Annotated in this window: 23 protein-coding genes; 6 read left to right on the top strand and 17 right to left on the bottom strand. The window is 73.6% G+C overall.

All coding sequences use genetic code 11. The features are described from left to right. Positions 1–57: 57 nt before the first annotated feature. The 13 genes from LZ495_RS04290 to LZ495_RS04230 all read right to left on the bottom strand — a co-directional run bounded on the left by LZ495_RS04290 (position 58) and on the right by LZ495_RS04230 (position 14,985). Entirely contained in the window at positions 58–2,919 is a 2,862-nt protein-coding gene (locus LZ495_RS04290; RefSeq protein ID WP_235050530.1) for an FtsX-like permease family protein, read from the bottom strand. Continuing rightward, a complete protein-coding gene (locus tag LZ495_RS04285) occupies positions 2,916–3,644 on the bottom strand; it encodes an ABC transporter ATP-binding protein (protein WP_235050529.1) in 729 nt (242 codons plus the stop codon). Before LZ495_RS04285 ends, LZ495_RS04290 begins: the two co-directional genes overlap by 4 nt. Continuing rightward, positions 3,641–4,282, bottom strand: a complete 642-nt coding sequence (locus tag LZ495_RS04280; RefSeq protein ID WP_235050528.1) for a PadR family transcriptional regulator — start codon at positions 4,280–4,282, stop codon at positions 3,641–3,643. The genes LZ495_RS04285 and LZ495_RS04280 overlap by 4 nt, the downstream gene beginning before the upstream one ends. A gap of 100 nt (positions 4,283–4,382) precedes the next feature. Beyond that, on the bottom strand, positions 4,383–5,153 hold the full coding sequence (locus LZ495_RS04275; RefSeq protein WP_235050527.1) for a hypothetical protein: 771 nt from the start codon (positions 5,151–5,153) through the stop codon (positions 4,383–4,385). A gap of 390 nt (positions 5,154–5,543) precedes the next feature. Continuing rightward, positions 5,544–6,296: an LPXTG cell wall anchor domain-containing protein gene (locus tag LZ495_RS44650; RefSeq protein WP_235050526.1), complete on the bottom strand. Its 753-nt coding sequence runs from the start codon at positions 6,294–6,296 to the stop codon at positions 5,544–5,546. Between the two features lie 116 nt (positions 6,297–6,412). Further along, positions 6,413–7,399, bottom strand: a complete 987-nt coding sequence (locus LZ495_RS04265) for an NAD(P)H-quinone oxidoreductase (RefSeq protein ID WP_235050525.1) — start codon at positions 7,397–7,399, stop codon at positions 6,413–6,415. A 24-nt stretch (positions 7,400–7,423) separates the two neighbouring features. Then, positions 7,424–8,578 carry a potassium channel family protein gene (locus tag LZ495_RS04260; RefSeq protein ID WP_235050524.1) on the bottom strand — a complete coding sequence of 385 codons (1,155 nt, stop codon included), beginning with the start codon at positions 8,576–8,578 and terminating at the stop codon, positions 7,424–7,426. Beyond that, a complete protein-coding gene (locus LZ495_RS04255) occupies positions 8,575–9,747 on the bottom strand; it encodes a molybdopterin molybdotransferase MoeA (protein ID WP_235050523.1) in 1,173 nt (390 codons plus the stop codon). The genes LZ495_RS04260 and LZ495_RS04255 overlap by 4 nt, the downstream gene beginning before the upstream one ends. After that, the gene (locus LZ495_RS04250) at positions 9,744–10,592 is read right to left on the bottom strand and encodes an NTP transferase domain-containing protein (RefSeq protein WP_235050522.1); all 849 of its coding nucleotides are present in this window, start codon (positions 10,590–10,592) and stop codon (positions 9,744–9,746) included. The genes LZ495_RS04255 and LZ495_RS04250 overlap by 4 nt, the downstream gene beginning before the upstream one ends. Positions 10,593–10,599: 7 nt before the next feature. After that, positions 10,600–11,271: a TrmH family RNA methyltransferase gene (locus LZ495_RS04245; RefSeq protein ID WP_235050521.1), complete on the bottom strand. Its 672-nt coding sequence runs from the start codon at positions 11,269–11,271 to the stop codon at positions 10,600–10,602. Beyond that, positions 11,268–12,491 (bottom strand): HTTM domain-containing protein, encoded by a 1,224-nt coding sequence (locus LZ495_RS04240; protein WP_235050520.1) that lies wholly within the window; start codon positions 12,489–12,491, stop codon positions 11,268–11,270. Before LZ495_RS04240 ends, LZ495_RS04245 begins: the two co-directional genes overlap by 4 nt. Further along, the gene (locus LZ495_RS04235) at positions 12,478–13,251 is read right to left on the bottom strand and encodes a DUF5819 family protein (RefSeq protein ID WP_235050519.1); all 774 of its coding nucleotides are present in this window, start codon (positions 13,249–13,251) and stop codon (positions 12,478–12,480) included. The genes LZ495_RS04240 and LZ495_RS04235 overlap by 14 nt, the downstream gene beginning before the upstream one ends. Before the next feature lie 87 nt (positions 13,252–13,338). Next, positions 13,339–14,985, bottom strand: coding sequence for an AMP-binding protein (locus tag LZ495_RS04230; protein WP_235050518.1), 1,647 nt, complete (start codon positions 14,983–14,985; stop codon positions 13,339–13,341). 157 nt (positions 14,986–15,142) lie between these two features. Here LZ495_RS04230 and LZ495_RS04225 point away from each other — a divergent pair, with 157 nt between their 5' ends. After that, positions 15,143–15,868: a PaaI family thioesterase gene (locus LZ495_RS04225; protein WP_235050517.1), complete on the top strand. Its 726-nt coding sequence runs from the start codon at positions 15,143–15,145 to the stop codon at positions 15,866–15,868. Positions 15,869–15,904: 36 nt separating this feature from the next. On the opposite strand, the gene LZ495_RS04220 is transcribed toward LZ495_RS04225, so the two are convergent. Both LZ495_RS04220 and LZ495_RS04215 read right to left on the bottom strand, forming a co-directional pair. Then, positions 15,905–16,234, bottom strand: coding sequence for a rhodanese-like domain-containing protein (locus tag LZ495_RS04220; RefSeq protein WP_235050516.1), 330 nt, complete (start codon positions 16,232–16,234; stop codon positions 15,905–15,907). A 391-nt stretch (positions 16,235–16,625) separates the two neighbouring features. Continuing rightward, positions 16,626–17,411 (bottom strand): hypothetical protein, encoded by a 786-nt coding sequence (locus LZ495_RS04215; protein ID WP_235050515.1) that lies wholly within the window; start codon positions 17,409–17,411, stop codon positions 16,626–16,628. A gap of 195 nt (positions 17,412–17,606) precedes the next feature. Between LZ495_RS04215 and LZ495_RS04210 the strand changes: the two genes are divergently transcribed. The 4 genes from LZ495_RS04210 (at position 17,607) to LZ495_RS04195 (ending at position 20,606) form a co-directional block, all read left to right on the top strand. Then, positions 17,607–18,200 carry a TetR/AcrR family transcriptional regulator gene (locus LZ495_RS04210; RefSeq protein WP_235050514.1) on the top strand — a complete coding sequence of 198 codons (594 nt, stop codon included), beginning with the start codon at positions 17,607–17,609 and terminating at the stop codon, positions 18,198–18,200. Positions 18,201–18,272: 72 nt separating this feature from the next. After that, complete coding sequence (locus LZ495_RS04205) at positions 18,273–19,034, top strand: LamB/YcsF family protein (protein ID WP_235050513.1); 762 nt, start codon at positions 18,273–18,275, stop codon at positions 19,032–19,034. Positions 19,035–19,092: 58 nt separating this feature from the next. After that, positions 19,093–19,725, top strand: coding sequence for a 5-oxoprolinase subunit PxpB (gene pxpB / locus LZ495_RS04200; protein ID WP_235050512.1), 633 nt, complete (start codon positions 19,093–19,095; stop codon positions 19,723–19,725). Beyond that, entirely contained in the window at positions 19,722–20,606 is an 885-nt protein-coding gene (locus LZ495_RS04195; RefSeq protein ID WP_235050511.1) for a 5-oxoprolinase subunit C family protein, read from the top strand. Before pxpB ends, LZ495_RS04195 begins: the two co-directional genes overlap by 4 nt. A 21-nt stretch (positions 20,607–20,627) precedes the next feature. Here the strand turns inward: LZ495_RS04195 and LZ495_RS04190 are convergent, their stop codons facing one another. Continuing rightward, positions 20,628–22,085, bottom strand: coding sequence for a DUF2252 domain-containing protein (locus LZ495_RS04190; RefSeq protein ID WP_372498520.1), 1,458 nt, complete (start codon positions 22,083–22,085; stop codon positions 20,628–20,630). A 99-nt stretch (positions 22,086–22,184) separates the two neighbouring features. Then, the gene (locus LZ495_RS04185; RefSeq protein WP_235050510.1) at positions 22,185–23,189 is read right to left on the bottom strand and encodes a helix-turn-helix domain-containing protein; all 1,005 of its coding nucleotides are present in this window, start codon (positions 23,187–23,189) and stop codon (positions 22,185–22,187) included. A gap of 118 nt (positions 23,190–23,307) precedes the next feature. Here LZ495_RS04185 and LZ495_RS04180 point away from each other — a divergent pair, with 118 nt between their 5' ends. Beyond that, entirely contained in the window at positions 23,308–23,796 is a 489-nt protein-coding gene (locus LZ495_RS04180; RefSeq protein ID WP_235050509.1) for a rhodanese-like domain-containing protein, read from the top strand. Positions 23,797–23,806 lie beyond the last annotated feature (10 nt).

Here is a 23,806-nt window from a genome sequence, read left to right as displayed (position 1 = left end):
CCCCGGGGGCGCGGGCCCCCCCCCGGGCCCCCCCCCCCCGACGGGAGGAGCAGCGGCTCAGCCGCTCCGGGGCCGGAGCCCGTCGCGCGACCGGGTGAACACCGCCGCGACGGTTGCCGCCAGCAGCGGGATCACGACGAGCGCGATGCCCATCTCGGCCCACGGGATGATGACCGGGACGTCGATGCCGAAGTCCTCCAGGGCGCCCATCTGCCGGAACCTCTCCGCATCCTCCTCCGCTATGGTCCGCGCCTGCCAGCGCAGCGCCGCGGCGGGCAGGAGCCCCACCACCACGCCCAGGCCCGTGCCGATCAGGGCGATCACCCAGCTCTGGCCGGCCGACAGAGTCCGGCGTACGTACGGCGGTGCGCCGACCGCGCCGAGCGTCGCCAGGTCGCGGCGGCCGTCGGCGAGCGCGAGCCCGGTGGCCACCCCTGCGGCACCCAGCGCGGTCACGATGGTCGCGGCGGCCAGCAGGAGCGTCTGCGCACCCGGCCGGCCCTGGTAGCCGCGCTCCACCTCCAGGTACCCACCGCCCAGCGCGGACAGTGCCTCCCGGGCCCGCTGTTCCTCCGCCTCGGTGGGCATCCGGGAGGTGTCGTACAGGAGTTGGACCGGCTTGGGCTCGATGCCGATGACCCGGGCCGCTTCCCGACCGATGATGGCACGGGCGAACGTGGTGCCGTTCGGCTCGACATACACGGCCGGCAGCAGGACGGTCCGCTCCTGCGGGCGGCGCTCGCTCTCCGGGGGCGGGCCCAAGGAGGTGTCGTACATCGTCATGGTGCGAACCGTCACGGTGGCTTTGCCGTCCGCGATCAGGCTCTTGTCGAAGACCACCACGCCGTTCTTGAGCCCCTCGGCGATCCGGGAGTCGTCCATGCCGTTGTAGCGCTTGGCCAGTTCGGCGTCGCCGACCGGGAGTTCAGCGCGATAGATCTGGTTCTTCCCGGACACCGCGCAGCGCGGATCGTTGCTTGCGGCGGCCAGTTGCTCCGGGGTCGGCTGCGGAGGCGGCCCGTCGAGGGACATCCGGCTGTACAGCGGGCAGCGGTTCTGCTCCGGCACCTCGAGCGAGACCCCGACGCAGACCGTGCCCGGCGGGCCGCTGCACCCCGACGGGTAGCCGTCGACGACGCCCGGTCCGGTCACCGGCAAGGTCTCCTCGATCGCCTTGGTCCGGCGCTCGACGTCCGTGATCGCATCACCGCCGCCCATCGCGGCGACCTGACCGGGCCGGGTGTACGCCAGGTATTCGGCGCGCTTGTCGTGGTCGGTGCCGGCCCAGAAGGCGACCACCGCGGTGGCGCCCGCGATGGCCGCCATGATCGCCGCGACCGCGGGCGCGGTGCGCGGCCGGTTGCGGGCCGCATCGCGCAGCGCGATGCGCGGCGTCAGCGGCAGGAACCGGCCGAGCCGGCCGGCCAGGCCGAGCAGCGCCGGGCAGCAGGCGATGACGCCGAGTTGCGCGAGCACGCAGCCGCCCAGCAGCACCCAATTGTCCGGTGTGACGTTCGATCCGTAGTAGGCGAGCCCGAGTCCGAGCGCCGCGAGCGCCAGGCCGGCCACCGGGAGGATCTTGGAGCCGTGCCGCACGCCGCGCCGGCCGGTCAGCGAATCGACGACGCTGTCCCGGGCCGCCAGGAAGGCCGGCACGGCCGCCGCGACCACGCCGATGACGAGTCCGAGCGCGGCCACGCCGAGGAGTTCGAGCGGGCGGACGTCGTAAGTGCCGAGCCGCTTGCCGGTCATGTCCGCGAACCAGTCGCGGGTGAACCACGACGCGGCGAGCCCCGCAGCGGTGCCCGTGATGCCGGCCAGCAGGCCCAGCACCACGCCATCGGCCAGCACGATGGTCCGGATGTGCCGGTGGTCGCCGCCGACCACGCCCACCAGGCCGAAGTCGCGGCGCCGCCGCCGCGCGCCGACCGCGAACGCAGGGCCGGCCAGCAGCACGATCTCCAGCAGTGCCATGCCGATCACGACCACGCCGATGGCGATCGCGATCTCGCTGAACCGCTCCTCCTCGAAGTCGACCGAGCGGTAAGGGACTTCGCTGTCCGGGAGGTCCTGGTACACGGCCTCGCGCGAGGTGGCGACGATGCCCTTGTCGTTGAGCTTGCGGACCTGGTCCCAGCGGTACGCGCCGGGTTCCGCATCCACGAGGAAGCGGGTCCGCACCAACGTCCCCGGGGCCTTCTGGCGCAGGTTGTCGAGCAGGGCGCCGGGCAGCGCGTAGATGTACCGGGCCCGGAGCGTGTCGGGCACCTCGACGGCGCCGACGATCGTGAAGGTCTTGCCGGTGACGAACTCGGTCGTGGTGTCGCCGATCCGGAGTCCGCTGATGGACATCATCTTCTCGGTGAGCGCGATTTCGTCGAGGGTCTTGGGGGCGCGGCCCCGGGTCTGCGTCACCATGCCCTCGGCGAGTGCCGCGGCGTAGTCGAACTCGATGAATCCGGCGCCGGCCAGGCCGTGCTTGCTGCGGATCGACACACTGGCGTCCGCGATGGTCAGCACTTGGGCGCCGGGCGGGATGGAGCCGCGCACGTCGGGCGGCGTGGGCGGCGGTCCGGCAGGGCTCCTGGTGACGGTGACGCCGTTCCCCATGTCCACGGAGACCCCGGGTCCCGACGGCATGACGTTTTCGCGGACCGTGTATTTCTCGCCGTCCTCGGGGGCCTGGACCAGGGGCGTGCCGTTGTCCATGCCGGCCCAGACCAGCGCGTCTGCCTTCCCGATTGCGCGCGAGAGCCGCTCGCCGGTGTCCAACTGCTGGCTGCGGAAGGTGATGTCGGCGGCGGTCGCGGCGAACACCGGGAGCGCCACCATGAGCGTGATGAGCAGGCTGCGGCCCTTGGCGCGCCAGGCCTCGCGGCGGGCGATGCGCAGCGCGGCCCGCCAGCCGGACAGGTTCATCGGGTGCCTTCCGCGGCCAGCAGCGACTCGGCGCCCTCCTGGCGGCCGGTGTCGTCGACCAGGCGGCCGTCGCGGATGAAGACGATGCGGTCCGCCCAGGCGGCGTGCCGGGCCTCGTGGGTGACGAGGACCGCGGCCGCGCCCGCATCGCAGCGGGCCCGCAGCACGCGCAGCACCGCCTCGCCGGTCGCCGAGTCGAGCGCGCCGGTCGGTTCGTCGGCCAGCACCAGGCGCCGGTCGCCGACCAGCGCGCGGGCGATCGCGACGCGCTGCTGCTGACCGCCGGACATCTCGTCGGGGAACCGGTCGGCGAGCTGCCGTACGCCGACCTCCTCCAGCGCGGCGTGCGCGGCGGTACGCGCCTTGCGCACCGAGGTGCCGTCGAGTTCGAGCGGCAGCGCGACGTTCTCCGCGGCGGTGAGCGCGGGGATGAGGTTGAGGTCCTGGAAGACGTAGCCGACGCTGCGGCGGCGCAGTGCGGCCTGCTTGCGGCGCGGCAGGCCGGTGATCTCCTTGCCCTCCACCAGGACCATGCCGGTGGTCGGGGTGTCGAGTCCGCCGGCCAGCATGAGCAGGGTGGACTTGCCGGAGCCGGACGGGCCCATGACGGCCAGGAGTTCGCCGGCGTCGACGGTCAGGTCGACGCCGATCAGGCTCTGCACCTGGGCCGCGCCGGTGCCGTACGTCCTTCCCAGTCCGCGCAGTTCCAGCACGGGTGCGTTCATCGGTTCCCCCGTCGGATGCGGCCGCGCCGCGGTGCGGCACGGTCGTCGGATCGTTCGTCGTCGGTGTCCGGCGGCACGGCGCCGCCGCCGGCGTCCGCGGGCAGCGGCGCGGGGGCGGGGGCGACCAGGTCGCGCCGGGCCAGCCGGGATTCGCAGTGGTCCAGCCAGCGGACCTCGGCCTCGGCCTGGAACACCAGGCTCTCCAGGACGAGTTGCCAGGCCAGGTCGTCCTCGGCGGCGCGCGCCTTGAGGCGGGTGTAGTCCTGCAGGGCGCGCAGGGTGTGGGCGCGCTGGCTCTGCACGACCGCGGCGACATCCACCCCGGGCACGGTGACCGCCATGGCCAGCTTGATGGCGAGTTCGTCGCGCGGCCGGCCGGCCCGCGAGACCGGCTCGTCGAACCACTCGCGCAGTTCGCGGCGGCCCTCGTCGGTGATCTTGTAGAAGACGTGCCCTTCGCCGTCCTCGCCGTCCGGCACCACGAGCCCGTCGCGGTCCAGGCGGCCCAGCGTCGTGTACACCTGGCCGACGTTCAGCGGCCAGGTCGATCCGGTCCGGGACTCGAACTCGGCTCTGAGCTGGTAGCCGTAGCGGGGCCCCTGGTCGAGCAGCGCGAGCAGCCCGTGCTTGATAGACATACTGAGTATGTATACCGAGTATGCTCGATTCCACAAGAGGGCCACGCGATCCGGCCAGGAGGTGGTGCCGAAGAGGCGACCTGTGAACCCGCGCGAGCGGTCAGGCGCAGATCACGTCGATGGTGATCTTCTGGGTCTGGGCGTTGACCGCGGGCTGCAGGATGCGCAGCTGCACGGTGCCCTTGATCCGGTAGCCGCTGTACTTGAGCGGGATCTTGTACGGGATCGTCAGGCTCTGCTGGCGCTTCCCGGTGCCGGTGAAGTGCAGCTGGTCCGGCGGCCACGACTTCGTCTGCTCGAAGAACCACTGGTAGACGATGTCGCCCTCGCCGCCGTCCACCTTGATGGTCGCGGCGAGCACCACTTCCTCGCGGTCGTTGCAGCGGACGTACGAGCCGGGCCCGTGGTCGCTGCTGAGCACCACTTCGACGACCTTGAAGCGGCCCGACGAACCGCTGCCGCCCTGCCCGCCGGTGGATTCGCCCTGCACGCCCTGCGCGCCGGCGTCCTTCTTGGTCGTCGCGGTGGGAAGGGGCGCGGCCGGCGGCGCCGCTCCCGCGGTGGCCGCGGCGGTGGGCCGGGGCGTGGACGGCACCGGGTTGCCGCGCGGTGCGCCCGGGGCGGGCATCGAGGTCTCCACGCCGCTCGGCGGCGTCGCGGCCGGCGGTTCCGTGGCGGCCGGGGTCGAGGGCACCGGGTGCTCCTCGGCGGGCAGTTGCGGGGGTATGCCGACCGGCTGGGACGGGGCGGCGCGGTCCTGCGCGCCCTTGCTGCCGTAGAGGTTCACCAGGACCAGCACGCCGACCATGACAAGGGCGATCGCCACCGGGCCGACCGGAACACGCCGGATGAGGTCGCGTACTCTGCGCACCCGGCCTCCCTTCCCCGCTCGACGGGGGTCCACACTCCCCGTCCGGCCGGGGATCCGGCCCGGAGGGGCCTCTCCGTCGGTTCCCGGCCACTGGCCGGGATCGAGGCGGCACTGCCGGAAACTATCGCGAATCCGGTGCCGCCGTCTCCGATGTGTCCGCCTTGCCGACGCTCGTCGGGCGCAAGGCCACTGATGAGACTGCACTGTTCTCGGGAGTTGCACCAGACGCCACCGCGCGGAGGCCGGCAGTGGTGCCCGTCCGCGGACGGACCGCGACATGACGGTGACACGGATCCGCGGGCGCACCGGTTCGATCCGGGATGGTTCGTTCCGGTTCGGGATCCGCGCCGCCCGGTTGTGCGAAGTCCGGCCGCAGGAACGCCGCGAGGGTCAGCCGCGCGCCCGCCGCCGCGCCGCGATGCGGACGAACACCGCACCCGCGGCCAGCAGCACCGCGCCGGACGCCGCCAACGGGAAGGTGCCGGACGGGCCGGTCTTCGGGAGCACGGGCGCGGCCGGCGGTTGGGCCGGGACCGGACCGGGCACCCCGGACGGCACAGGCGGCACGTTCGGCGGCGCGCTGGGCGGCGCAGGAGCAACCGGATCGTCCAGGACGTACCACCCGACGATGCGCTCCCCGGAGCGCACCGCGCTCACGCCCGCGCGCGGACCCGGCGCGAGCTCGACGCCCGCGGCCTGCATCGCCGCCAGGGCCTCCGGGCCGCCGGCCAGCACGAGTTCGCGGTCCGCGGTGAGGGCCGGCGCGCCCGCCTCGTCGAGCACCGGGCGGACACCGTACGGCGCGAGCCGGGCCAGCAGCGCGTCGCGCTCCTCGCGGGACGGCTGCGCGGCGCCCGACCGGCCCGGGACCCCGTGCCCGTGCTCCGCCGCCGCGCCGCCCGGGGCGGTCGACGGGTGCAGGTCCGGATCGGGGCGCAGCCCCGGCAGCCCGGCACGCGGCGCGATGCCGAGCGACGGCCCGGCGGACGGCGCCGGCGGGCCCGGCTGCTCGGCCGGTCCGGCCTGGGCCGGCCCGGTCGAGGCGGCCGGCACCGGGACCGCCTGGGCCGGCCGGGCCGGCAGCACCAGCGAGGTCAGCATGAGGCAGGCCGCGACGCCCCGGATCCGCTTCCGCTCGGCCACGGCCACCCTTCCCAGCGTCCACGCACCGGACCGTTCCGGCGATGCGACAAACACTAAGAAAAGCGGACTATACGTTCAATAACCGACATTCGGATTCGACCGGCGATCGTTTTCTGTCACTCCTTCGGCATCGCCAGGACGATCTTGCCGATGTGCGTGCTCGCCTCCAGGATCCGGTGCGCCTCGGCCGCCTCGGCGACCGGCAGCACGCGGTCCACGATCGGCCGCACCCGGCCCGCCGCGATCAGCGGCCACACGTGCTCGCGCACCGCCGCGACGATCGCCGACTTCTCCGCGAGCGGCCGCCCGCGCAGCGACGTCGCCGCCACCGCGGCCCGCTTGACCAGCAGCTGGTTCAGGTCCAGTTCGGCCTTGCGCCCGCCCTGCAGCCCGATGATCACCAGCCGACCGTTCACCGCGAGCGCCTCGACGTTGCGGGCCAGGTACTTGGCGCCCATGTTGTCCAGCACCACGTCGACCCCGGCCCCGCCGGTCTCCTCGGCGATGCGGGCCACGAAGTCCTCGTCGCGGTAATTGATCGCGACGTCCGCCCCCAACTCGCGGCACCGGGCCAACTTCTCCGCGCTGCCCGCGGTCGTGAAGATGCGCGCCCCGACCGCCTTGGCCAGCTGGATCGCCATCGTGCCGATGCCGCTGGAGCCGCCGTGCACCAGGAACGACTCGCCGGGCCGCAGGTGCGCCACCATGAACACGTTGGACCACACCGTGGCGGCCACCTCGGGCAGCGCGGCCGCCTCGACCAGGTCCACCCCGTCCGGCACCGGCATCAACTGGCCCACCGGCACCCGCACATACTGCGCGTACCCGCCGCCCGCGAGCAGCGCGCACACCTCGTCGCCGACCGCCCAGCCCGCGACCCCGGCACCCAGCTTCGCGATCCGCCCGGACGCCTCGAGCCCCGGGTACTCCGAAGCCCCCGGCGGCGGCGGATAGAACCCCTGGCGCTGCATCAGGTCCGCCCGGTTCACCGCGGTGGCCGCCACCTCGACCAGCACCTCGCCGGGGCCCGGCTCCTCGTCCGGCACCTCGGTCCAGCGCAGCGCCTCGGGCCCGCCCGGGGAATCGATCGTGATCGCGTACAAGAGTTCTCGCTCCTTCTGGTGCTGCTAATGGTGCTCGGGCCGGGACACCGCAGTGCCGGGCGGGCCGATGCTGCGGATGACCACCAGCCGGTCCCCGGACGCCAGCTTGGACGCCTCCGGGTCGTCGTGCCGCAGCATGCGGTGCCCGCGCACCACCGCGACGACCAGGTCGCGGCACTCGGCCGGCGACTTGCCCGTCTCGCGCTTGTCCACCGGCCGCTCGATCAGGTCCATGCCGTCGCCGTAGTGCAGCAGGTCCTCGACCACTTCGCCGACGTTCGGGCTGAGCATCGACACGCCCAGCAGGCGGCCCGCCGCGCTCGCCGTGGTGACCACCGAGTCGGCGCCGCTCTGCCGGATCAGCGGGGAGTTCTCGTCCTCGCGGACCGCCACCACGATCCACGCCCGGCGGTTGAGCTGGCGCGCGGTCAGGGTGACCAGCGCGGCGGTGTCGTCGCGGTTCACCGAGACGATCAGGTTGCGGGCCCGCTCGAACTCCGCGCGGCGCAGCACCTCGGTGCGGGTCGCGTCGCCGGTGACCACCACCAGGCCGTCCTGCTCGGAGGCGTACGCCGCGGCCTCCGGGTCGGGGTCGACCACCACGATCCGCTCCTTGGGCACGCCTTGCGCGAGCAGCGTGTGGATCGCGCTGTAGCCCGTGGTGCCGAAGCCGACGACGACGGTGTGGTCTCGCAACGTGGACCTCCAGCGGGACAGCCGCCACTGCTCCCGGGTGCGTTCGGTGAGGACTTCCAGGGTGGTGCCGACCAAGATGATCAGGAAGACCACCCGCAGCGGGGTGATGACCAGGATGTTGATCAGCCGGGCCGACTCGCTGGCCGGGACGATGTCGCCGTAGCCGGTGGTCGAGAGCGTGACGGTCGCGTAGTAGGCGGCATCCAGGAACGACAGCTCGGAGCCGGTGTTGTCCTTGTAGCCGGCCCGGTCCAGGTAGACGATCACGACGGTCAGGAACAGCACGCCCAGCGCCATCGCGAAGCGCCGCAGCACCTGCTTGAGCGGTCCCGGCCGGTCGCGCGGGATGCTGATCGCGGCCGCGCCCGGACCGACCGAGTCGTCGACCGGCCGGCGCTTTATCTCCGGCATCGGCCGGGCCAGCGCACCCATCGGCCCGCGGCGGTCGGACGGCTGGTCGTCCGGCGTGCGCACGGTCTTCATCGCGGCACCTGCAGCACCTCGGCACGGTCCCCGGCGCCCAGTCCGCCCGGCGGCACCACCGCCATCGCGTCGGCCACCGCGAACCCGCGCAGCATCGCCGGCCCGGAGAAGTGCAGCGGCGCATCGCCGACCAGCGGCACGATTCGGGTGTCGCGCGGATGCCCGGTCACCGCGGCGGCCAGCCGCACCCGGCGCGGCCGGGGTTCGGGACGCCCGGAGAGCCGGCGCAGCAGCGGCACCGCGAGCGTGAGCATGCCGGTCACCGCGGCCAGCGGGTTGCCCGGCAGGGCGACCAGGAACCGCCCGCTGCCCGGCCGGTCGCCAGGCAGGTGGGCGAGCACCATCGGATGCCCGGGGCGCACCGCGACACCGTCCACCAGGAGTTCGGCGCGCAGGTCGCGCAGCAGCGGGTGCACGTGGTCGACCGGCCCGCCGGCCGTGCCGCCGGTGGTGATCAGCACGTCGGCCTGCGAGCCGTCGACCGCGCGGCGCAGCGCCGGCAGGTCGTCGCCGATCCGGCGCACCCGGCGCACGTCGGCGCCCAGCATGCGCAGCCACGGGGTGAGCAGCGGGCCGAGCGCGTCCCGCACCCGGCCGTCCCGCGGCGGCCCGGAGTCGAGGAGTTCGTCGCCGAGCACCAGGACCTCGACACGCGGCCGGTCCACCACGACCAGTTCGTCGTAGCCCGCGGCCGCGGCCAGGCCCGCGACGCCCGGCGTGACCACAGTGCCCGCGGGCAGCAGTTCGTCGCCGGTACGGCACTCCTGGCCCTGCGGGCGGATGTCGCCGCCCTGCTGCACGTCGCCGAACAGCATCCGGTCGTCGACCTTGCTGCGCTCGCTGCGCAGCACGCCGGTCGCGCCGTGCGGCAGCCGGGCGCCGGTGGCGATCTGCACCGCGTCGCCGTCCCGCAGCGGGCCAATCCCGGTGCCGTCGTCGCCGGCCAGCAGCCGGCCGCGGACCCGCCACGGGCCCGGACCGGCCACCGCCCAGCCGTCCATCGCCGAGGTGTCGAACGGCGGCAGGTCGGTCAGCGCGGTCAGCGGCCGGGCCAGGACGTGGTCGCGCGCATGGTGCAGCGTGCGCGAGACCGCGGGCAGCGGACGCCCCGCGGCCCGGGCGCGGGCACGGGCGTCCGGCCACGGAAGATCGTGGTGGTCTGCGGTCACGGTCCGGCACCCTCGGCGCTGTCGTCGGCGGGGCGTTCGTACGCCGCGGCCAATGCCTCGGCGCGGCGCAGTGCGTCCGCGACCGCCGCCGCGCCGCCGCCCGCCTGGGCCGCGGCGTAGCCGACCAGGAACGCGGTCAGCGGGGCGGCCGGGCGCACGACGTTGTGCGCCGCCACCTTGGTCATGTCGAGCAGCCCTGCGACGTCGACGTCGAGGTCCACACCCAGTTCGGCCTTCACGGCCTCGATCCAGTCGTCCAGCACGGTTTCCATACTCCCGGAACGGTGTCTGGCCGCACGTACTTGAGGCCAGGTGTCGCAATCGAACGCCGCGTCCGAGGTGTCCGGCAGGCGCCGCAGCGCGAGCGGCGCGAGCAGGGCCCGCAGGGCCGCGCCGTGCGGATCGCCGAGTCCGGCGAGCGCGGAGCGGAGGGCCTCGGTGCGGTACGCGGCCAGCAGCGGCTGGTCGCGGCCGTCCGCGTCCACCAGCAGCACGCCGTCCGCCGGATCGTTTCCGCCGGTCAGCGCGGCGAGCAGGCGGTCCGTCACCGAGGCGGTGACGAACGGCAGATCGGCGGCGAGCACCAGCACGACCGGGGCCTCCACGGCAGCCAGGCCGGCGGCCAGCGCCGCGACCGGTCCGCCGCCGGGCGGGTCTTCGCGGACCCAGTGCACCGGCTGCGCGGTGCGCCGCCGCGGTCCGACCACGACCACGCGCTCCGCTCCCGCGCAGGCCTCGACCGCGCGGTCCAGCAGCGTGCGCCCGCCGACCAGCAGCGCGGGCTTGTCGCGGCCGCCCAGGCGCCGCGCCGCGCCGCCGGCCGCCACGATCGCATCGAATCGCATCGCCGCGTCACACCCCGCTCGGCGGCAGGTCCTCGGCGGCCACGTGCTGCGTGATCCAGGTGTGCATCGCGATCGCGGCCGCGGCACCCGCGTTCATCGACCGGGTCGACCCGAACTGCGCGATCGAGCAGACCAGCGACGACGCCGCCCAGGCCTCCTCGGTCAGCCCCGGGCCCTCCTGGCCGAAGAGCAGCACGCAGCGCCGCGGCAGCTGCGTGGTCTCCAGCGGGACCGCGCCGGGCAGGTTGTCGATCCCGATGACCGGCAGGCCCTCCTCGGCCGCCCATGCGGCCAGTTCGGCGACCGAGGAGTGGTTGCGCACGTGCTGGTACCGGTCGGTCACCATCGCGCCGCGGCGGTTCCACCGGCGCTTGCCGACGATGTGCACCTCGCGGGCCAGGAACGCATTGGCGGTGCGGACCACCGAGCCGATGTTGAAGTCGTGCTGCCAGTTCTCCACCGCGACGTGGAAGTCGTGCCGGCGCGTGTCCAGGTCGGCCACGATCGCGTCGTGCGTCCAGTACCGGTACCGGTCCACGACGTTGCGGCGGTCGCCGGCGGCGAGCAGCTCCGGGTCGAAGCGCGGGTCGTCGGGCCACGGCGCCGGGTGGGGGCCCACCCCCACCTCGCGCTCGGGTTCGGCCGCGTCGCCGCGCGGGTCGGTCTGCTCCTCGATCACCTGTCGAGGGTACGCGGGCGGAGCCTTGCGCCCTGCGCCTGCACGAACAGCAGGAAGGCGGTGGGCAGGAACACCAGGTCGCCGAGCGCCATCGAAGCGGAGAACGCGGGCAGCCCGAGGAGCACCGCGATGCCCATGTGCATGCCCAGCAGGATCGCGATGACGACGTACTTCGCCTTCTTGGCGAACACCAGGAACATGAAGCCGACCTGGGTGAACACCGTCAGGTAGGCGATGAACGTGCCCCAGATGGCACCGCCGTCGGCGATCCCGGACAGCACCGGCCAGGGCTGGAAGTACTCCAGGTTCAGTGCGTAGTGCATCGCGGTGCCGTCCTGCCACCGCGAGCCCTGCACCTTGAACAGCCCGGCCGCCGCGTACACGACGCACACCTGGGCGGCGATCACGAACAGCGCGCAGTGGTGCATCGCGGCGACCACTGCGACGCGCAGTTGCTCCAGTTCGAGGGGCAGCCGCCACAGGCCGAGGAGCACCACCGCGGCGCCGATCAGCGAGTACCACCAGGGCAGCAGCAGGCCGACCGCGACCACCGCGAACAGCGCCACGAAGACGCCGAGCTCCTGGCCGGGGCCGGGCGAGCGGCCCAGACCGGTGCGCCGGGCCCGGCGGGCGTCCAGCGACCACACGCGGCCGGACGCGGTGAACATCAAGTAGAAGGACATCAGCAGCAGGACGGTGTCGCCGCCGTCGGTCATCAGTATCGACCGGCTGTTGAACGACACGACCATCACGCAGAACAGCACACTGGTCGCCCGGGTGTGCCAGCCCAGCACGAACATCGCGGTGGCCGCGACGGCGAGCACGTACATGAGCTCGAACCACCAGCGGTCGTCGCGCACCAGCAGGATGCTGACGCCGTCGATGCCGCTGAGCAGCTGCCGGGCCATGCCCGGGGACCAGGGCGACTGGTCGCCCCAGATCTCCCGGCGGTTCAGGAACTCGCGCAGCAGCGTGGCCAGGAACACCGAGCCGAAGCCGATGCGCAGCAGCGCGGCCTGGTAGGTGCCGCGCATCCGGCCGGTGATCCGGCCGAGGAACGCGAGAAGGCCGTCGGCGATCCGGACGTCCAGCGGGACGCGCCGCGCCGCGGGGGCCTTGCCGAGCGGCACCGGTCCGCTCTGCGGCCCGGGCGCCGGGCCCGGGACCGCCGCGGCCTGCGTCCCGCCGGGGGTACCGGGTGTCGACTCAACGGAAGTCATCGGGGCTCGCCTCCCACCAGACGAGTTCGCGCACGGTCGGCTCGATCGGCCCCTGGCCGGGCGGCGCGATCTGCGTGGACACCGCGCGCACCTGGACCGCGACGATGCCGTCCGCCCGGCCCGCGTCCTGCAGCCGGCCGATCACGATCCGGCGCAGGTACTGCTCGGACAGCAGGGCGTGCCCGCCGGTCCGCGTCCCGTCGTCGGCGTGATGCGAGTTGTAGAAGTCCCAGGCGCGGCGCAGCAGGTTCTGGTCGGCCTTGCTGGGGAACGGGTTGCCGCGGATGTGGTCCACGTCGTCGCCGGTCAGGTCGAACCACGCCGACTCGGTGCGGGTGCCGTCCGCCGCCTTGTACTGGACCCGCGCGTTGACCCGCACGTTGATGTTGAGCGGGTCCGGCGCGAACAGCCGCCAGTTCTGCTCGAACAGCGGGTAGATCCAGCTGTCGGTGGCGTCCGCGTACTTGCGCGAGGCCTGGTTCGGGGGTGCCACGTGCAAGGTCACGAAGAGCAGATGGAAGCCGACGCCGACGAGCATCAGCATGGCCACCACGGCGGCGGCCATCTGCACGCGCGTCGAGCGGGCGGCAGGGTCCTCCGGATCGATCGCGGCGACCGGGGCGGGCGGCATCGGCGCGGTTCCCGGCGCGGGCGCCGATCCAGGTGCCGGCGCCGGTCCCGGAACCGCGGCCGGCCCCCCGGCGGAACCGCTGCCGGTCTCCGGTTCGACCCCGATGTCCGGGCTGTCCTGTGCAGGCATGCCCCTCCCCGTCCTTGTTGCGGCAGCCGCACGCTACCCGCTTCGCCGCCCGAACGGGGACGTCGGCCCGGATCCGGCGGACCCGGCCTACAGGTCGAGGGCGTTCTCGCGGCCGTGCGCTGCGTAGACGCCGAGCAGCGCGGTGCGGTCGTCCGCACCGAACGGTCGGTACGCCGCGCCGCGCTCGGACTGCCACCACACCGGCTCCGCGGTGCGGAACCCCTCGCGGCGCAGCCCGACCTTGTTGACCTTGTTGGTGGCGGTGACCGGGATGCGTTCGGCGATGCGCACGAAGCGCGGTGCCATCTTGGTGCCGAGGTCCTCCTGCCCGGCGAGGAAGGCGGCAAAGGCCTCCGCATCGAACTCGGCGCCGGCGCGCAGCTGCAGCGCGGCCATCACCTGGTCGCCGGAGACCGGGTCGGGCACGCCGTACACGATGACCGTCTCGACCGGGTCGAACCGGGAGAGGATGTTCTCGATCGTGGCGACCGACAGGTTCTCGCTGTCCACCCGGAGCTTGTCGTCGGACCGGGCGGCGAAATAGAGGTATCCGTCCGCATCCTGGTAGAAGTGGTCGCCGGTCCAGTACTGGCCGTCCCGCGAACGCGCGGCGTTGGCGGCCTCGTTGCGCCAGTAGCCCTCGAAGCCGTTGCGGCCGAGGTTGACCAGCTCGCCGATCGCCTCGTCGCCGTTGAGCAGGCGGCCGGCCGCGTCGAAGACCGCGCGCGGGCACTCCTTGCCGGTCTCCGGGTCGAGCAGCGCGGCGTTCGGCGGGCAGGGGCCGACCGCACGGTCCGGGGTGCCGGGCCGCCAGTTGACGTTCATGCCGCCCTCGGAGCTTCCGTACCCCTCGGTGAGCTTGGCGCCGAAGCGGGCCTCGAAGCGGCGCATGTCCACGGTGCCGGCCTCGGTGCCGAAGCCGTTGCGCAGCGGGTTGTCGGCGTCGTCGGGCTGCTCGGGGGTGGCCAGCAGGTACGAGATGGCCCGGCCCACGTAGGTGAAGTAAGTGGCGTCGAACTTGCGGACGTCGTCGAGGAAGCCGGACGCGGAGAACTTGCGGCGCAGCGCGACCGCGCCGCGCGCCCGCATCGCCGGCGCCCAGTTGGCCATCAGCGCGTTGCCGTGGAACATCGGCATGCAGATGTAGTTGACGCTGTCCTGGTCGAAGCCGAACTGGTCGGTGAGCGCGGTGCCGGCGCCGGCCAGGCGGCCCTGCGAGCAGATGACGCCCTTGGGGGCGCCGGTCGAGCCGGAGGTGAAGACGATGAGGAGCCGGGTGGCGGCGTCGACGTCGAGGTCCGGCAGCGCCGCGTCCGCGTAGGGGGCGAGCAGCTCTTCGTACGCCGGGTCGTCCACCACGAGTATGCGCTCGGCGGGGAGGCCCAGGTCCAGGCCTTCGAGCAGCGGCAGATGCGCCCGCTCGGTGACCACCACGGAGCAGTCGGCGTGCGTGATGTCACGTGTCAGTTCGGCGCCGCGCCGGGTCGAGTTGATGCCGACCAGGGTGCTGCCGCCGACGGCGATGCCTTCGAGCCACATCGGGAACTCGGGCACGTTGTCGAGCAGGACGCCGACGTGCGGTGCGGCACCGGCCGGCAGCAGGTCGGCCAGCAGCGCGGCCCGCGCGGCGGCGGCCCGGGCGACCTGGTCGTGCGTCCAGGTCCGGTCCTCGAACATCAGACCGGTGCGGTGGTCGCCCACCTGGGCGTGGACCAGCTCGGCGATCGTGACCATGGATGTGCTCCCTCGACCGATTCCTGATACACCGTCAGATGAATTGTGTCCGCATGGTTGACACTGTCAACTGACACGCGTTCAGTCCGGCGGCGCCACGCGCCCGCAGGGCACACCTGCACGCCCGCACAAGACCCGCACAAGACGAGGAGCCTGGATGAGTCCGGAGCCCACCGCGCCGACCCTCTCGGGTCCGTCCGCCTCGACCCTCGCCGCCCTGCTCGGTGCCGACATGCCGGCCGCCGAGGACATCGCCCCGGAGGCCTACGAGCTGGCCGAACGCGTCCGCGACCTGGTCGAGGCCGTGGTGCTGACCGATGTCGACCCGGCCGCCCGGGCCGCCGCGGCGGCGCGCATCGCGCAGGTCACCGAGGACCTCCGCGCCGCGCAGCGCGCCAAGGACTCGGTCGTCCAGCTCGTCCGGCACCCGAACGGCCGCTACGAGCACCTCACCCAGGCCGGCTCGGGCCGCCTCAACCCGCAGGCCCCGCGCGTGGAGTACCTGAACCTGCCCACGCCGCCGGAACCGGGCGAGACGCCCGAGCCGGTCGAGATCCGCGGCCGCGTGACGCTGACCGCGCAGCACGGCGGGCCGCCCGGGCGGGTGCACGGCGGCGTGGTGGCCACGGTGCTGGACCAGATCCTCGGCGTCGCGGCATCGGCGAGCGGCCCCGCGGGCTTCACCGTGGGCCTGGAGATCAGGTACCGGAAGGCGACGCCGTACGACGTGCCGCTCGAACTCGCGGCGCGCTTCGACCGGCGGGTGGGACGCAAGACGTTCGCCACCGCGGAGATCCGGGCCGGCGGCGTGGTGACCGCGGAGGCCACCGCGGTCTTCGTGACCGACCGCGCGCCGGCCGCGGGGCCGGCCCCGCAGAGCTGACCGCACGGCGGCGCCCGCGCGGAGCCGGCCCGAGGGTCAGGCCACGAACGGGTCGCCGCCCAGGTCGGAGACCATCGGACGGCCCGCGGCGTCCCACGCCATCATGCCGCCGTCGATGTTGACGACGTCCCAGCCGCGCGCACCGAGGTACTGCACGACCTGGCCCGAGCGGCCGCCGACCCGGCACATCACGTACATGCGGGTGTCCTGCGGCAGCTCCTCCAGGCGGCCCAGCAGCGTGCCCATCGGGATGTGCACGGCGCCGTCCACGTGCCCGGCCTGCCACTCGTCGTCCTCGCGGACGTCGAGCACGAAAGCGTCGGCGGGGACCTCGGCGGCGCCGACGGCCGGGGGCGACATGTGCATCGGTTCTCCAGGGAAGTCGTGCGGAGCAGGTACGGGACTCGGGGAGATCCCCGAGCGCCCGACGGCCATTGTCCGGCATCCGCCGCCGCGGCCCGCCGCAACCGGAAGGTCCGCCGATCGGCCCAGGCGCCCGGCGGAAAGCCCCCGATCGGCCCAGCCGGGGCGCGCTGAACGGGTCGCGTGCGGCAACACGCGGGCAAAATCGTTGATATGCCTGAATTGCAGGTAGATCTTGTGATTCATCGCTGAACGACCCGGCGCACGCGCGAGGCGGTTCGGCCCACCGACCCGGCCTGGTCCGGCCGACGCCCATCCGGCCGGACCGGGCCGGCCCCATGTGCGGCCCGGCAAGCAGCCCCACGAGTAGCCGAGGCGCGGCCCGGCGTGCGGCTCACCCCAGCAGGCCCGCGAGTTCCTTCTCGCGGTCGTCGATGCGGGACAGCAGCTGCTCGGCCAGGTGCTCCAGCAGGCCGTCCGGGTCGTCCGGGGCGAGCGCCAGGAGCTGGCCCATCGGACTGTCCAGCAGCGCTTCGCGCTCGGCGGCCAGCTGCGTGCGCCGGGCGTCCAGCAGCGCGAGCCGGGTCCGCAGCCACTCCAGGCGGTCCGGCACCGCCGCGGCCGGCGCGGTCCCGGGACCGGCCGCCCACTCCTCGTCGAGCGCCATCAGCGTCGCCACGTCGCCGGCCGCGTAGGCGGCATTGACCCGCACGATGAAGCCGCTGCGCCGGTCCTTTTCCGCCGGGTCCTGCGCGAGGTCGGGGTGCGCGCGGCGGGCCAGCTCGCGGTAGAGGCGGCGGGCCTCGTCACTCGGCTTCACCCGCCGCACTTCCGCCTCGGGCGCCGCACCGGCCTCGGCTCCCCCGAACGCATCGAGGAGATCGTCGATGTCCGGCATCGGGTCCACGATGGCCCGGGCCTCCAGCGCACGCCTGATGTCGTCGGCATCGCCGCTGCGCGCCGCGACGGCCTCCGCGACCAGCGCATCGAGCTCGTCGAGGCGCTCGTAGAGCGGTCCGAGGCGGCGATGGTGCACGATCGCAAGATTGTCCAGTTCGACGCGCAACGTGGTGACATCCACCTCGGCGTCCAACAAGGCGGCCTCGACCGCGGCGACCTGGGTCTCCAGGGCGCTGACCTGCGGATCCGTCCACATTGCCGGCGCCATGCCGTCGTTCATCACAGACCTCTTCCGTCGGTTCGGCGGCATCGCCGGGCGGCCGGGCAGGGGCGCACCGCACAAACCGTTAGGTGTCGAGAAGATCAAATCACGCACAACAGCCCACGCCAGCCTAAGTGTTAGGGCAGCATGGTCAGGCCGTCCCTGGCCAGTCGATCCAACCAAGCAGTTGGCTAGAGGGGATAAGATCCAGCCATGCCGCCCGACACCGCACGCACCCGAGCCAAACTTCTCGACGCCGCCCGAGCGGAGTTCGCCGAGCACGGCATCGCCGGCGCCCGCGTCGACCGCATCGCCCTGCGCGCCGGGGTGAACAAGGAGCGCATTTATGCGTATTTCGGGAACAAGGAACAACTGTTCCAGCACGTCCTCAGCGAGTCCCTGCAGGAGCTGACCGCGGTCGTCACGATGTCCAGTGACGACCCGGCCGAGTACGTCGCGCAGATCTACGACTTCTACTGCGCACGTCCCGAGCTGCTGCGGCTCCTCCTCTGGGAGGCGCTGTACTACGGTCACGAGCCGATCCCCGACGAGGACCGGCGGGCCACCAGCTACGCCGTCAAACTGCAGGAGTTCGCCGAGCAGCTCGGCGTGCAGCCCACCCCCGACGTGGCTCAGCTCCTGTTCTCGCTCATCGGCGTCGCCGCCTGGCAGTCCACGATGCCCCAGATGGCCCGCATCATCCTGGGCACCGAGACCGAGTCCGAACAGGCCCAGGCCCGCCGCCGGGAGCACCTGGTCGAATTCACCCGCCAGTCCATAGCCGCGGTGAAACAGCCGCAGGCCTGAGCGGCACCGCGACACGTCGAAGGCCGGTAGCGTCACCTCCGTAAGACGGAACCGGCCATCGGGACTCCAGGGATGCAGCACAGGATCGACCTCAACGCCGACCTCGGCGAGGGCTTCGGGCAGTGGCGCCTGGGCGACGACGAGGCACTGATGGACGTCATCACCAGTGCCAACGTCGCGTGCGGGTTCCACGCGGGGGATCCCTCGACGATGCGGCGGACCTGCGACACCGCGGTCGCCAAGGGCGTGCGTATCGGCGCCCAGGTCGGCTACCGCGATCTGGTCGGCTTCGGCCGGCGCGACATCGAGTACGCGCCGGCCGAACTGACCGACGACCTGCTCTATCAACTGGGAGCCCTGGACGCGTTCGCGCGGACCGCGGGCGACCGCGTGCGGTACGTCAAACCGCACGGCGCCTTGTACAACCGCATCGTGCACGACGACGTGCAGGCCGCGGCGGTCGTCGAGGCGGTATGCCGGTACGACCCGGCACTGCCGCTCCTCGGCCTCCCCGGCTCGGCCGTGCTCCGCATCGCAGGGGAACGGGGACTCGCCACAGTCCCCGAGGCGTTCGCGGACCGCGCCTATACCGCGGCCGGCACCCTGGTGCCGCGCCGCGAACCGCACGCCGTCGTGCACGATGCGGAGCACGTCCGGACCCGTTCGGTCCGCATCGCCCGCGACGGCGCGGTGACCGCGGCGGATGGCACCGAGGTCAGGATCGCCGCGCGCTCGCTGTGTGTGCACGGCGACACCCCGGGGGCCGCCGCGCTCGCCGCGTCCGTCCGGGCCGCGCTCCTGGAGGCCGGCGTCGCGGTGGAGCCCTTCGCATGACGCCGCTGCGCGCAGGCCGATCCAGCGCGTCCTCGCAACGCACCGAACCGGCCGCCCGGTGAACCTCTTGGCCGCCGGGCCGTTCGGCATCCTCGCGGAGCTCGCCTCGGCCGCCGAGGTGCGCGCCCTGGACGCCGCCTTGCAGGGCATCCGGGCCGACGAACCGGACATCGAAGATGTCGTCCCGGCCGCCCGCACCGTGCTGGTGACATTCCGTCAGTCCGCCGCCGGGGCCAAAGCCCGCAGCCGCATCGCCGCTCTTCTGCCGACCCTCCGCCCCGCGGCCGACGGCGGCGGAGCCCCGGGCCCGCTCGTCGAGCTCCCGATCCGCTACGACGGCCCCGACCTCGCCGAGGTCGCCGAGCTGTGCGGGCGGTCCGCCCGCGAGGTGGCCGAGCGGCACAGCGGCACCGAATTCACGGTGGCTTTCTGCGGTTTCGCCCCGGGTTTCGGCTATTTGACCGGATTGCCCGAGGAGTTGCAGGTCCCGCGCCGCGCCGAGCCGCGCACGTCCGTCCCCGCCGGAGCCGTCGGCCTCGGCGGCGAGTACTGCGGCGTCTACCCGCGCAGCTCCCCCGGCGGCTGGCAGATCATCGGCACCACCGATGCGGTGCTCTTCGACATCGCCCGGACCCCGGCCGCACTGCTGGCCCCGGGCACCCGCGTACGTTTCCGGGAGGCGGACACATGACCGGGCTCCCCGCCGCGCCCGCGCACCTGGCCGTCGTGCGGCCCGGTGCACTCACCACCGTGCAGGACCTCGGCCGGGCCGGCCAGGCGCACCTCGGCGTGCCGAGGTCCGGCGCCGCCGACCGGCGCTCGCACGCCTTCGCGAACCGGCTGGTCGGCAACCCGGAGTCGGCCGCCACGCTGGAGACCACCGTGGTCGGCTGCGCGGTGCGCACCGACGCCGACCGGTGGTTCGCGGTCGCGGGCGCCCCCTGCCCGGTCGCCGCGGGCGGCCGCGCGGTGCCGTTCGGCGCGCCGTTCCTCGTACGCGCCGGCGAGACCGTCGAACTGGGCCCGGTGGTCGCCGGGGTCCGCTCGTACCTCGCCGTCGGCGGCGGCATCGCGGTACCGGAAGTGCTGGGCAGCCGGGCCACCGACCTGATGTCCGGGCTCGGCCCCGCACCGCTTGCCGCGGGCGCCGTCCTGCCGCTCGGTCCCGCCGCAGCTGCGCCGGACGCCACCGGGGCGCCGCCGCCGGGACTGGCCCGCGGCCCGGTGCTGCGCGTCACGCCCGGCCCGCGGAGCGGCTTCTTCCCGCCCGCCGCCTGGGAGTTGCTGCGCGCGCACGCATGGACCGTGCTGCCCGCGAGCAACCGCATCGGGGTGCGCCTCGACGGCCCGGCGCTGCCGCGTACCGGCGGCGACGCACTGCCCAGCGAAGGCATGGTGCCCGGCGCGCTGCAAGTCCCGCCCAACGGCCTGCCGGTGCTCTTCCTCGCCGACCACCCGACGACCGGCGGCTATCCGGTCATCGGGTGCGTGCACCCGGCGGACCTGCCGCACGCCGCCCAGGCCGCGCCGGGCAGCGCGCTGCGCTTCCGCATCGTGCCCGACCGGTGGTGAACTCCCCGGCCGGGCCGCGGCTCAGACTCCCGTCTCGGCGGGCAGGCGCCCGGCCTTGACCGCGGCGACCAGCTCCTCGTGGTCGCGTTCGGTCTGGTCGGCGTAGGCCACCGCGAACGCGGCCACCGCCTCGTCGAGCTTGGTGCTCTTGCCGCAGTAGCCGGCCAGCAGCTTCGGGTCGACCGAGTGGCTGTGCGCCCGGGCCAGCAGCGCGCCGGTCATGCGCCCGTAGTCGTCGAGCTGCTCGGCGGGCAGGGTGCTCGCGTCGATGCTGCCCTTCATGTTGCGGAACTGCCGCACCATGAAGTGCCGGTCGCCGACCGTGGTCCAGCCCAGCAGGGTGTCGGTGACGGCCTGCATCACCTTCTGGCCGAAGACCACGCGGCGGCCTTCGTGCTCGGCGTCCCCTATCCCGAGGTACGGAGCCAGCGCCGAGCGCCGCGACTCCTTCACCTGCAGTACGAGGGGCTCGTCGCCGCTGCCTTCGAGCATCACGACGTACGCGCGCAGGCCGACGCTTCCGGTGCCCACCACGCGGAACGCCACGTCCTCGACCACGAACCGCCCGAACATCGGGCGGCGGTCCGGCGACAGCGTCTGCACGTACCCGGCGAGGGACTGCGCGACCGCCTCCGCGGTGGCGTCGTCGACCGTGGTCAGCACCGGCGGGTCGGGCACGAACCGGCGGCGGCCGTCCTCGAGTTCGACAGTGGACCGGGCCGCGACCTTGGCGCTGGTGTTCTTCCGCGCCTTGGCGGAGACCTGCTCCAAGTGCCCGGTCAGGTCGTGCGCTTCGGCATGCCACACCAGCGACTCGTCGGCGATCGCCTGCCAGGCCTGCAGCACCGGCATCCCGGCCAGCAGCGCGAGCGTGCGCCGGTACGTCTCGGCGGCGTCCCGGGCGGCCGCCCGGCAGACGTCCTCGGCCGCGCCGCCGACCCGGCCGGCCACGACCAGGCTGGCGGCCAGCCGCTTCAGGTCCCACTCCCACGGGCCCGGCACGGTCTCGTCGAAGTCGTTGACGTCCATCACCAGGCGCCCGTCGGCGCTGCCGAACAGGCCGAAGTTGCCCGCGTGCGCATCGCCGCAGATCTGCGCGTGCACGCCGGTGACCGGGGTGTTCGCGAGGTCGGCGGCCATCAGCCCGGCCGAACCGCGCAGGAACGCGAACGGGGTGGCGACCATGCGCCCGATGCGCAGCGGCACCAGGTGCGGCAGGCGGCCTTCGTTCGCCTGCTCGACCACGTCGATCACCGCAGGACGGTCGGCGGCCGGCGCGAACCGGTCGTGGTCCGCGCGGGAAACCTGCTTGCGCAGGTCCTTGCCCTGGGCCCGAGCCGGCCGGTCCCCCCGCGAGCAGAACCCGGGCACCGCGAAGTCGCGTCCCGTCATGGGCTCTTCGCCGGACGGGTCGGAACCGCCCGCGGCCGCCCCGGATTCCGGAGCGGCCGGGGCCTCGGACGAAGCTGCGAACGCCATGGCCACCGACCTCCTTCGTCCCGCCGTGCGGCGGAGCGTCCCGAAGGTACCGCCCCGGTGGGCCTGACGCGACGGTCGGGCGCGACGGTCGGGCGCGCGCTAGGCCACGGACGTACGGAAGGTCCTGCGGTACGCGGACGGCGAGGTGCCCATCGCGCGCCCGAAGTGGTGCCGGAACGTCACCGGGCTCTCGAAGCCGACGGCGGCGCCGACCTCTTCCACCGAGGCCGCGGTCTCCTCCAGCAGGGCCAGGCTGGCCGCGATGCGCTGCGCGAGCACCCACCGCACGGGGCTGGTGCCGGTCTGCGCGGAGAACTTGCGCAGATAGGTGCGCTGCGAGACGAGCGCCTGCGCGGCCAGGTCGGCCACCGTGATCGGCTCGGCCAGGTGCTCCAGGGCCCACGCCATCGAGCGGGCGATGCCGTCGTCGCCGTCCACCTCGCCGACCGCGGCCTGGATGAACTGCGCCTGGCCGCCTTCCCGGTGCGGGGGGATGACGAGGCGTCGGGCCACCGAGTTGGCCACCTTGGCGCCGTGGTCCTTGCGCACCAGGTGCAGGCACAGGTCCAGGCCGGCGGCGCTGCCCGCGCTGGTGAGGATCTGCCCGTCGTCGACGTACAGCACATCGGGGTCGACGGTGACCCCGGGGAAGCGCTCGGCGAGCAGGTCGGCGTACTTCCAGTGGGTGGTGGCGGTGCGGCCGTCCAGCAGTCCGGCGCCGGCCAGGGCGAACGCCCCCGAGCAGATCGAGACGATGCGCGCCCCGCGCGCGTGCGCGCTGCGCAGCGCCTCGGCCAGCGCGGGCGACATGTCGCCGCGCACGTCCGGGACCGCCGTGACGATCACGGTGTCGGCCGCGGCCAGCACGTCGAGACCGTGCTCGACCAGCACCGAGAAGCCGCCCACCATGCGCATCGGTTCGCGCGTCTCGCCGCAGACGAAGAGCTTGTACCAGGGGATGCCTAGCTCCGGACGGGGGATCCCGAAGATCTCCACGACCGAGCTCATCTCGAACGGGGCCATGCCGTCGAAGGCCAAAACGGCGACCGTCCCGCAGTGCGGCTCGGGCTGCAGGGTCGGGGGCGAAAGCTCGATGACAGGCATGGCGGGATCTTAGCGGTAGGGGTCGTTGCCGCCACTGTCGAGGGCTGGGGGTCCCGCGACAGGATTCTTCTCGTCAGCAGGGAACAGCCCCGCGAACCGCACACACGAGGAGCAACAGATGTCCGCCGCCGCCGAGTTCGTCATCGAGTCCGCCGTCAACACCGTGCCCGCCGCCACCCCGGAGGCCGCCGCCGCGCACTACGCCGCCCGCCTCGCCTTCGAGGCCGACGTCTCGGACGTGCACACCGACCTCGCCTCCGGCGCCCCCGGCATCGTGGTGGTCGACTCGCGCCGCCAGGTCGGCTGGGACCAGGCCCACATCCCGGGCGCCGTGCACATCCCCACGGCGCGGATCGCCGAACTCGCCCCGCAGCTGATCGGCAAGGACGTCACGGTCGTGACCTACTGCTGGGGCCCCGGCTGCAACGGCGCCACCCGCGCCGCCCTGGAGTTCGCCCGGCTCGGCTACTCCGTCAAGGAGATGATCGGCGGCATCGAGTACTGGATCCGCGAGGGCTTCGAGGTCGAGGACGGTGCCGGCGTGCGCACCCGCACCGCGCCGGACGCGCTGACCGCGCCCGTTTCCGGTGTCTCGTGCGCCTGCTGACCGGGCGCCG

The organism is Yinghuangia soli, assembly GCF_021502675.1.
In the GTDB taxonomy this organism is placed as follows: Bacteria; Actinomycetota; Actinomycetes; order Streptomycetales; family Streptomycetaceae; genus Yinghuangia; species Yinghuangia soli.
Note: the sequence above shows the minus strand (reverse complement) of the source record. Positions and strands in the feature narration are given on the sequence as shown.

Bases quoted from the DNA above. Each gene is read 5' to 3' on its own strand.
- LZ495_RS04290 (WP_235050530.1), bottom strand. From the start codon at position 2,919: ATGAACCTGTCCGGCTGGCGGGCCGCGCTGCGCATCGCCCGCCGCGAG.
- LZ495_RS04285 (WP_235050529.1), bottom strand. From the start codon at position 3,644: ATGAACGCACCCGTGCTGGAACTGCGCGGACTGGGAAGGACGTACGGC.
- LZ495_RS04280 (WP_235050528.1), bottom strand. From the start codon at position 4,282: ATGTCTATCAAGCACGGGCTGCTCGCGCTGCTCGACCAGGGGCCCCGC.
- LZ495_RS04260 (WP_235050524.1), bottom strand. From the start codon at position 8,578: ATGAAGACCGTGCGCACGCCGGACGACCAGCCGTCCGACCGCCGCGGG.
- LZ495_RS04250 (WP_235050522.1), bottom strand. From the start codon at position 10,592: ATGCGATTCGATGCGATCGTGGCGGCCGGCGGCGCGGCGCGGCGCCTG.
- LZ495_RS04240 (WP_235050520.1), bottom strand. From the start codon at position 12,491: ATGACTTCCGTTGAGTCGACACCCGGTACCCCCGGCGGGACGCAGGCC.
- LZ495_RS04235 (WP_235050519.1), bottom strand. From the start codon at position 13,251: ATGCCTGCACAGGACAGCCCGGACATCGGGGTCGAACCGGAGACCGGC.
- LZ495_RS04230 (WP_235050518.1), bottom strand. From the start codon at position 14,985: ATGGTCACGATCGCCGAGCTGGTCCACGCCCAGGTGGGCGACCACCGC.
- LZ495_RS04225 (WP_235050517.1), top strand. From the start codon at position 15,143: ATGAGTCCGGAGCCCACCGCGCCGACCCTCTCGGGTCCGTCCGCCTCG.
- LZ495_RS04220 (WP_235050516.1), bottom strand. From the start codon at position 16,234: ATGCACATGTCGCCCCCGGCCGTCGGCGCCGCCGAGGTCCCCGCCGAC.
- LZ495_RS04215 (WP_235050515.1), bottom strand. From the start codon at position 17,411: ATGAACGACGGCATGGCGCCGGCAATGTGGACGGATCCGCAGGTCAGC.
- LZ495_RS04210 (WP_235050514.1), top strand. From the start codon at position 17,607: ATGCCGCCCGACACCGCACGCACCCGAGCCAAACTTCTCGACGCCGCC.
- LZ495_RS04205 (WP_235050513.1), top strand. From the start codon at position 18,273: ATGCAGCACAGGATCGACCTCAACGCCGACCTCGGCGAGGGCTTCGGG.
- LZ495_RS04195 (WP_235050511.1), top strand. From the start codon at position 19,722: ATGACCGGGCTCCCCGCCGCGCCCGCGCACCTGGCCGTCGTGCGGCCC.
- LZ495_RS04190 (WP_372498520.1), bottom strand. From the start codon at position 22,085: ATGGCGTTCGCAGCTTCGTCCGAGGCCCCGGCCGCTCCGGAATCCGGG.
- LZ495_RS04185 (WP_235050510.1), bottom strand. From the start codon at position 23,189: ATGCCTGTCATCGAGCTTTCGCCCCCGACCCTGCAGCCCGAGCCGCAC.
- LZ495_RS04180 (WP_235050509.1), top strand. From the start codon at position 23,308: ATGTCCGCCGCCGCCGAGTTCGTCATCGAGTCCGCCGTCAACACCGTG.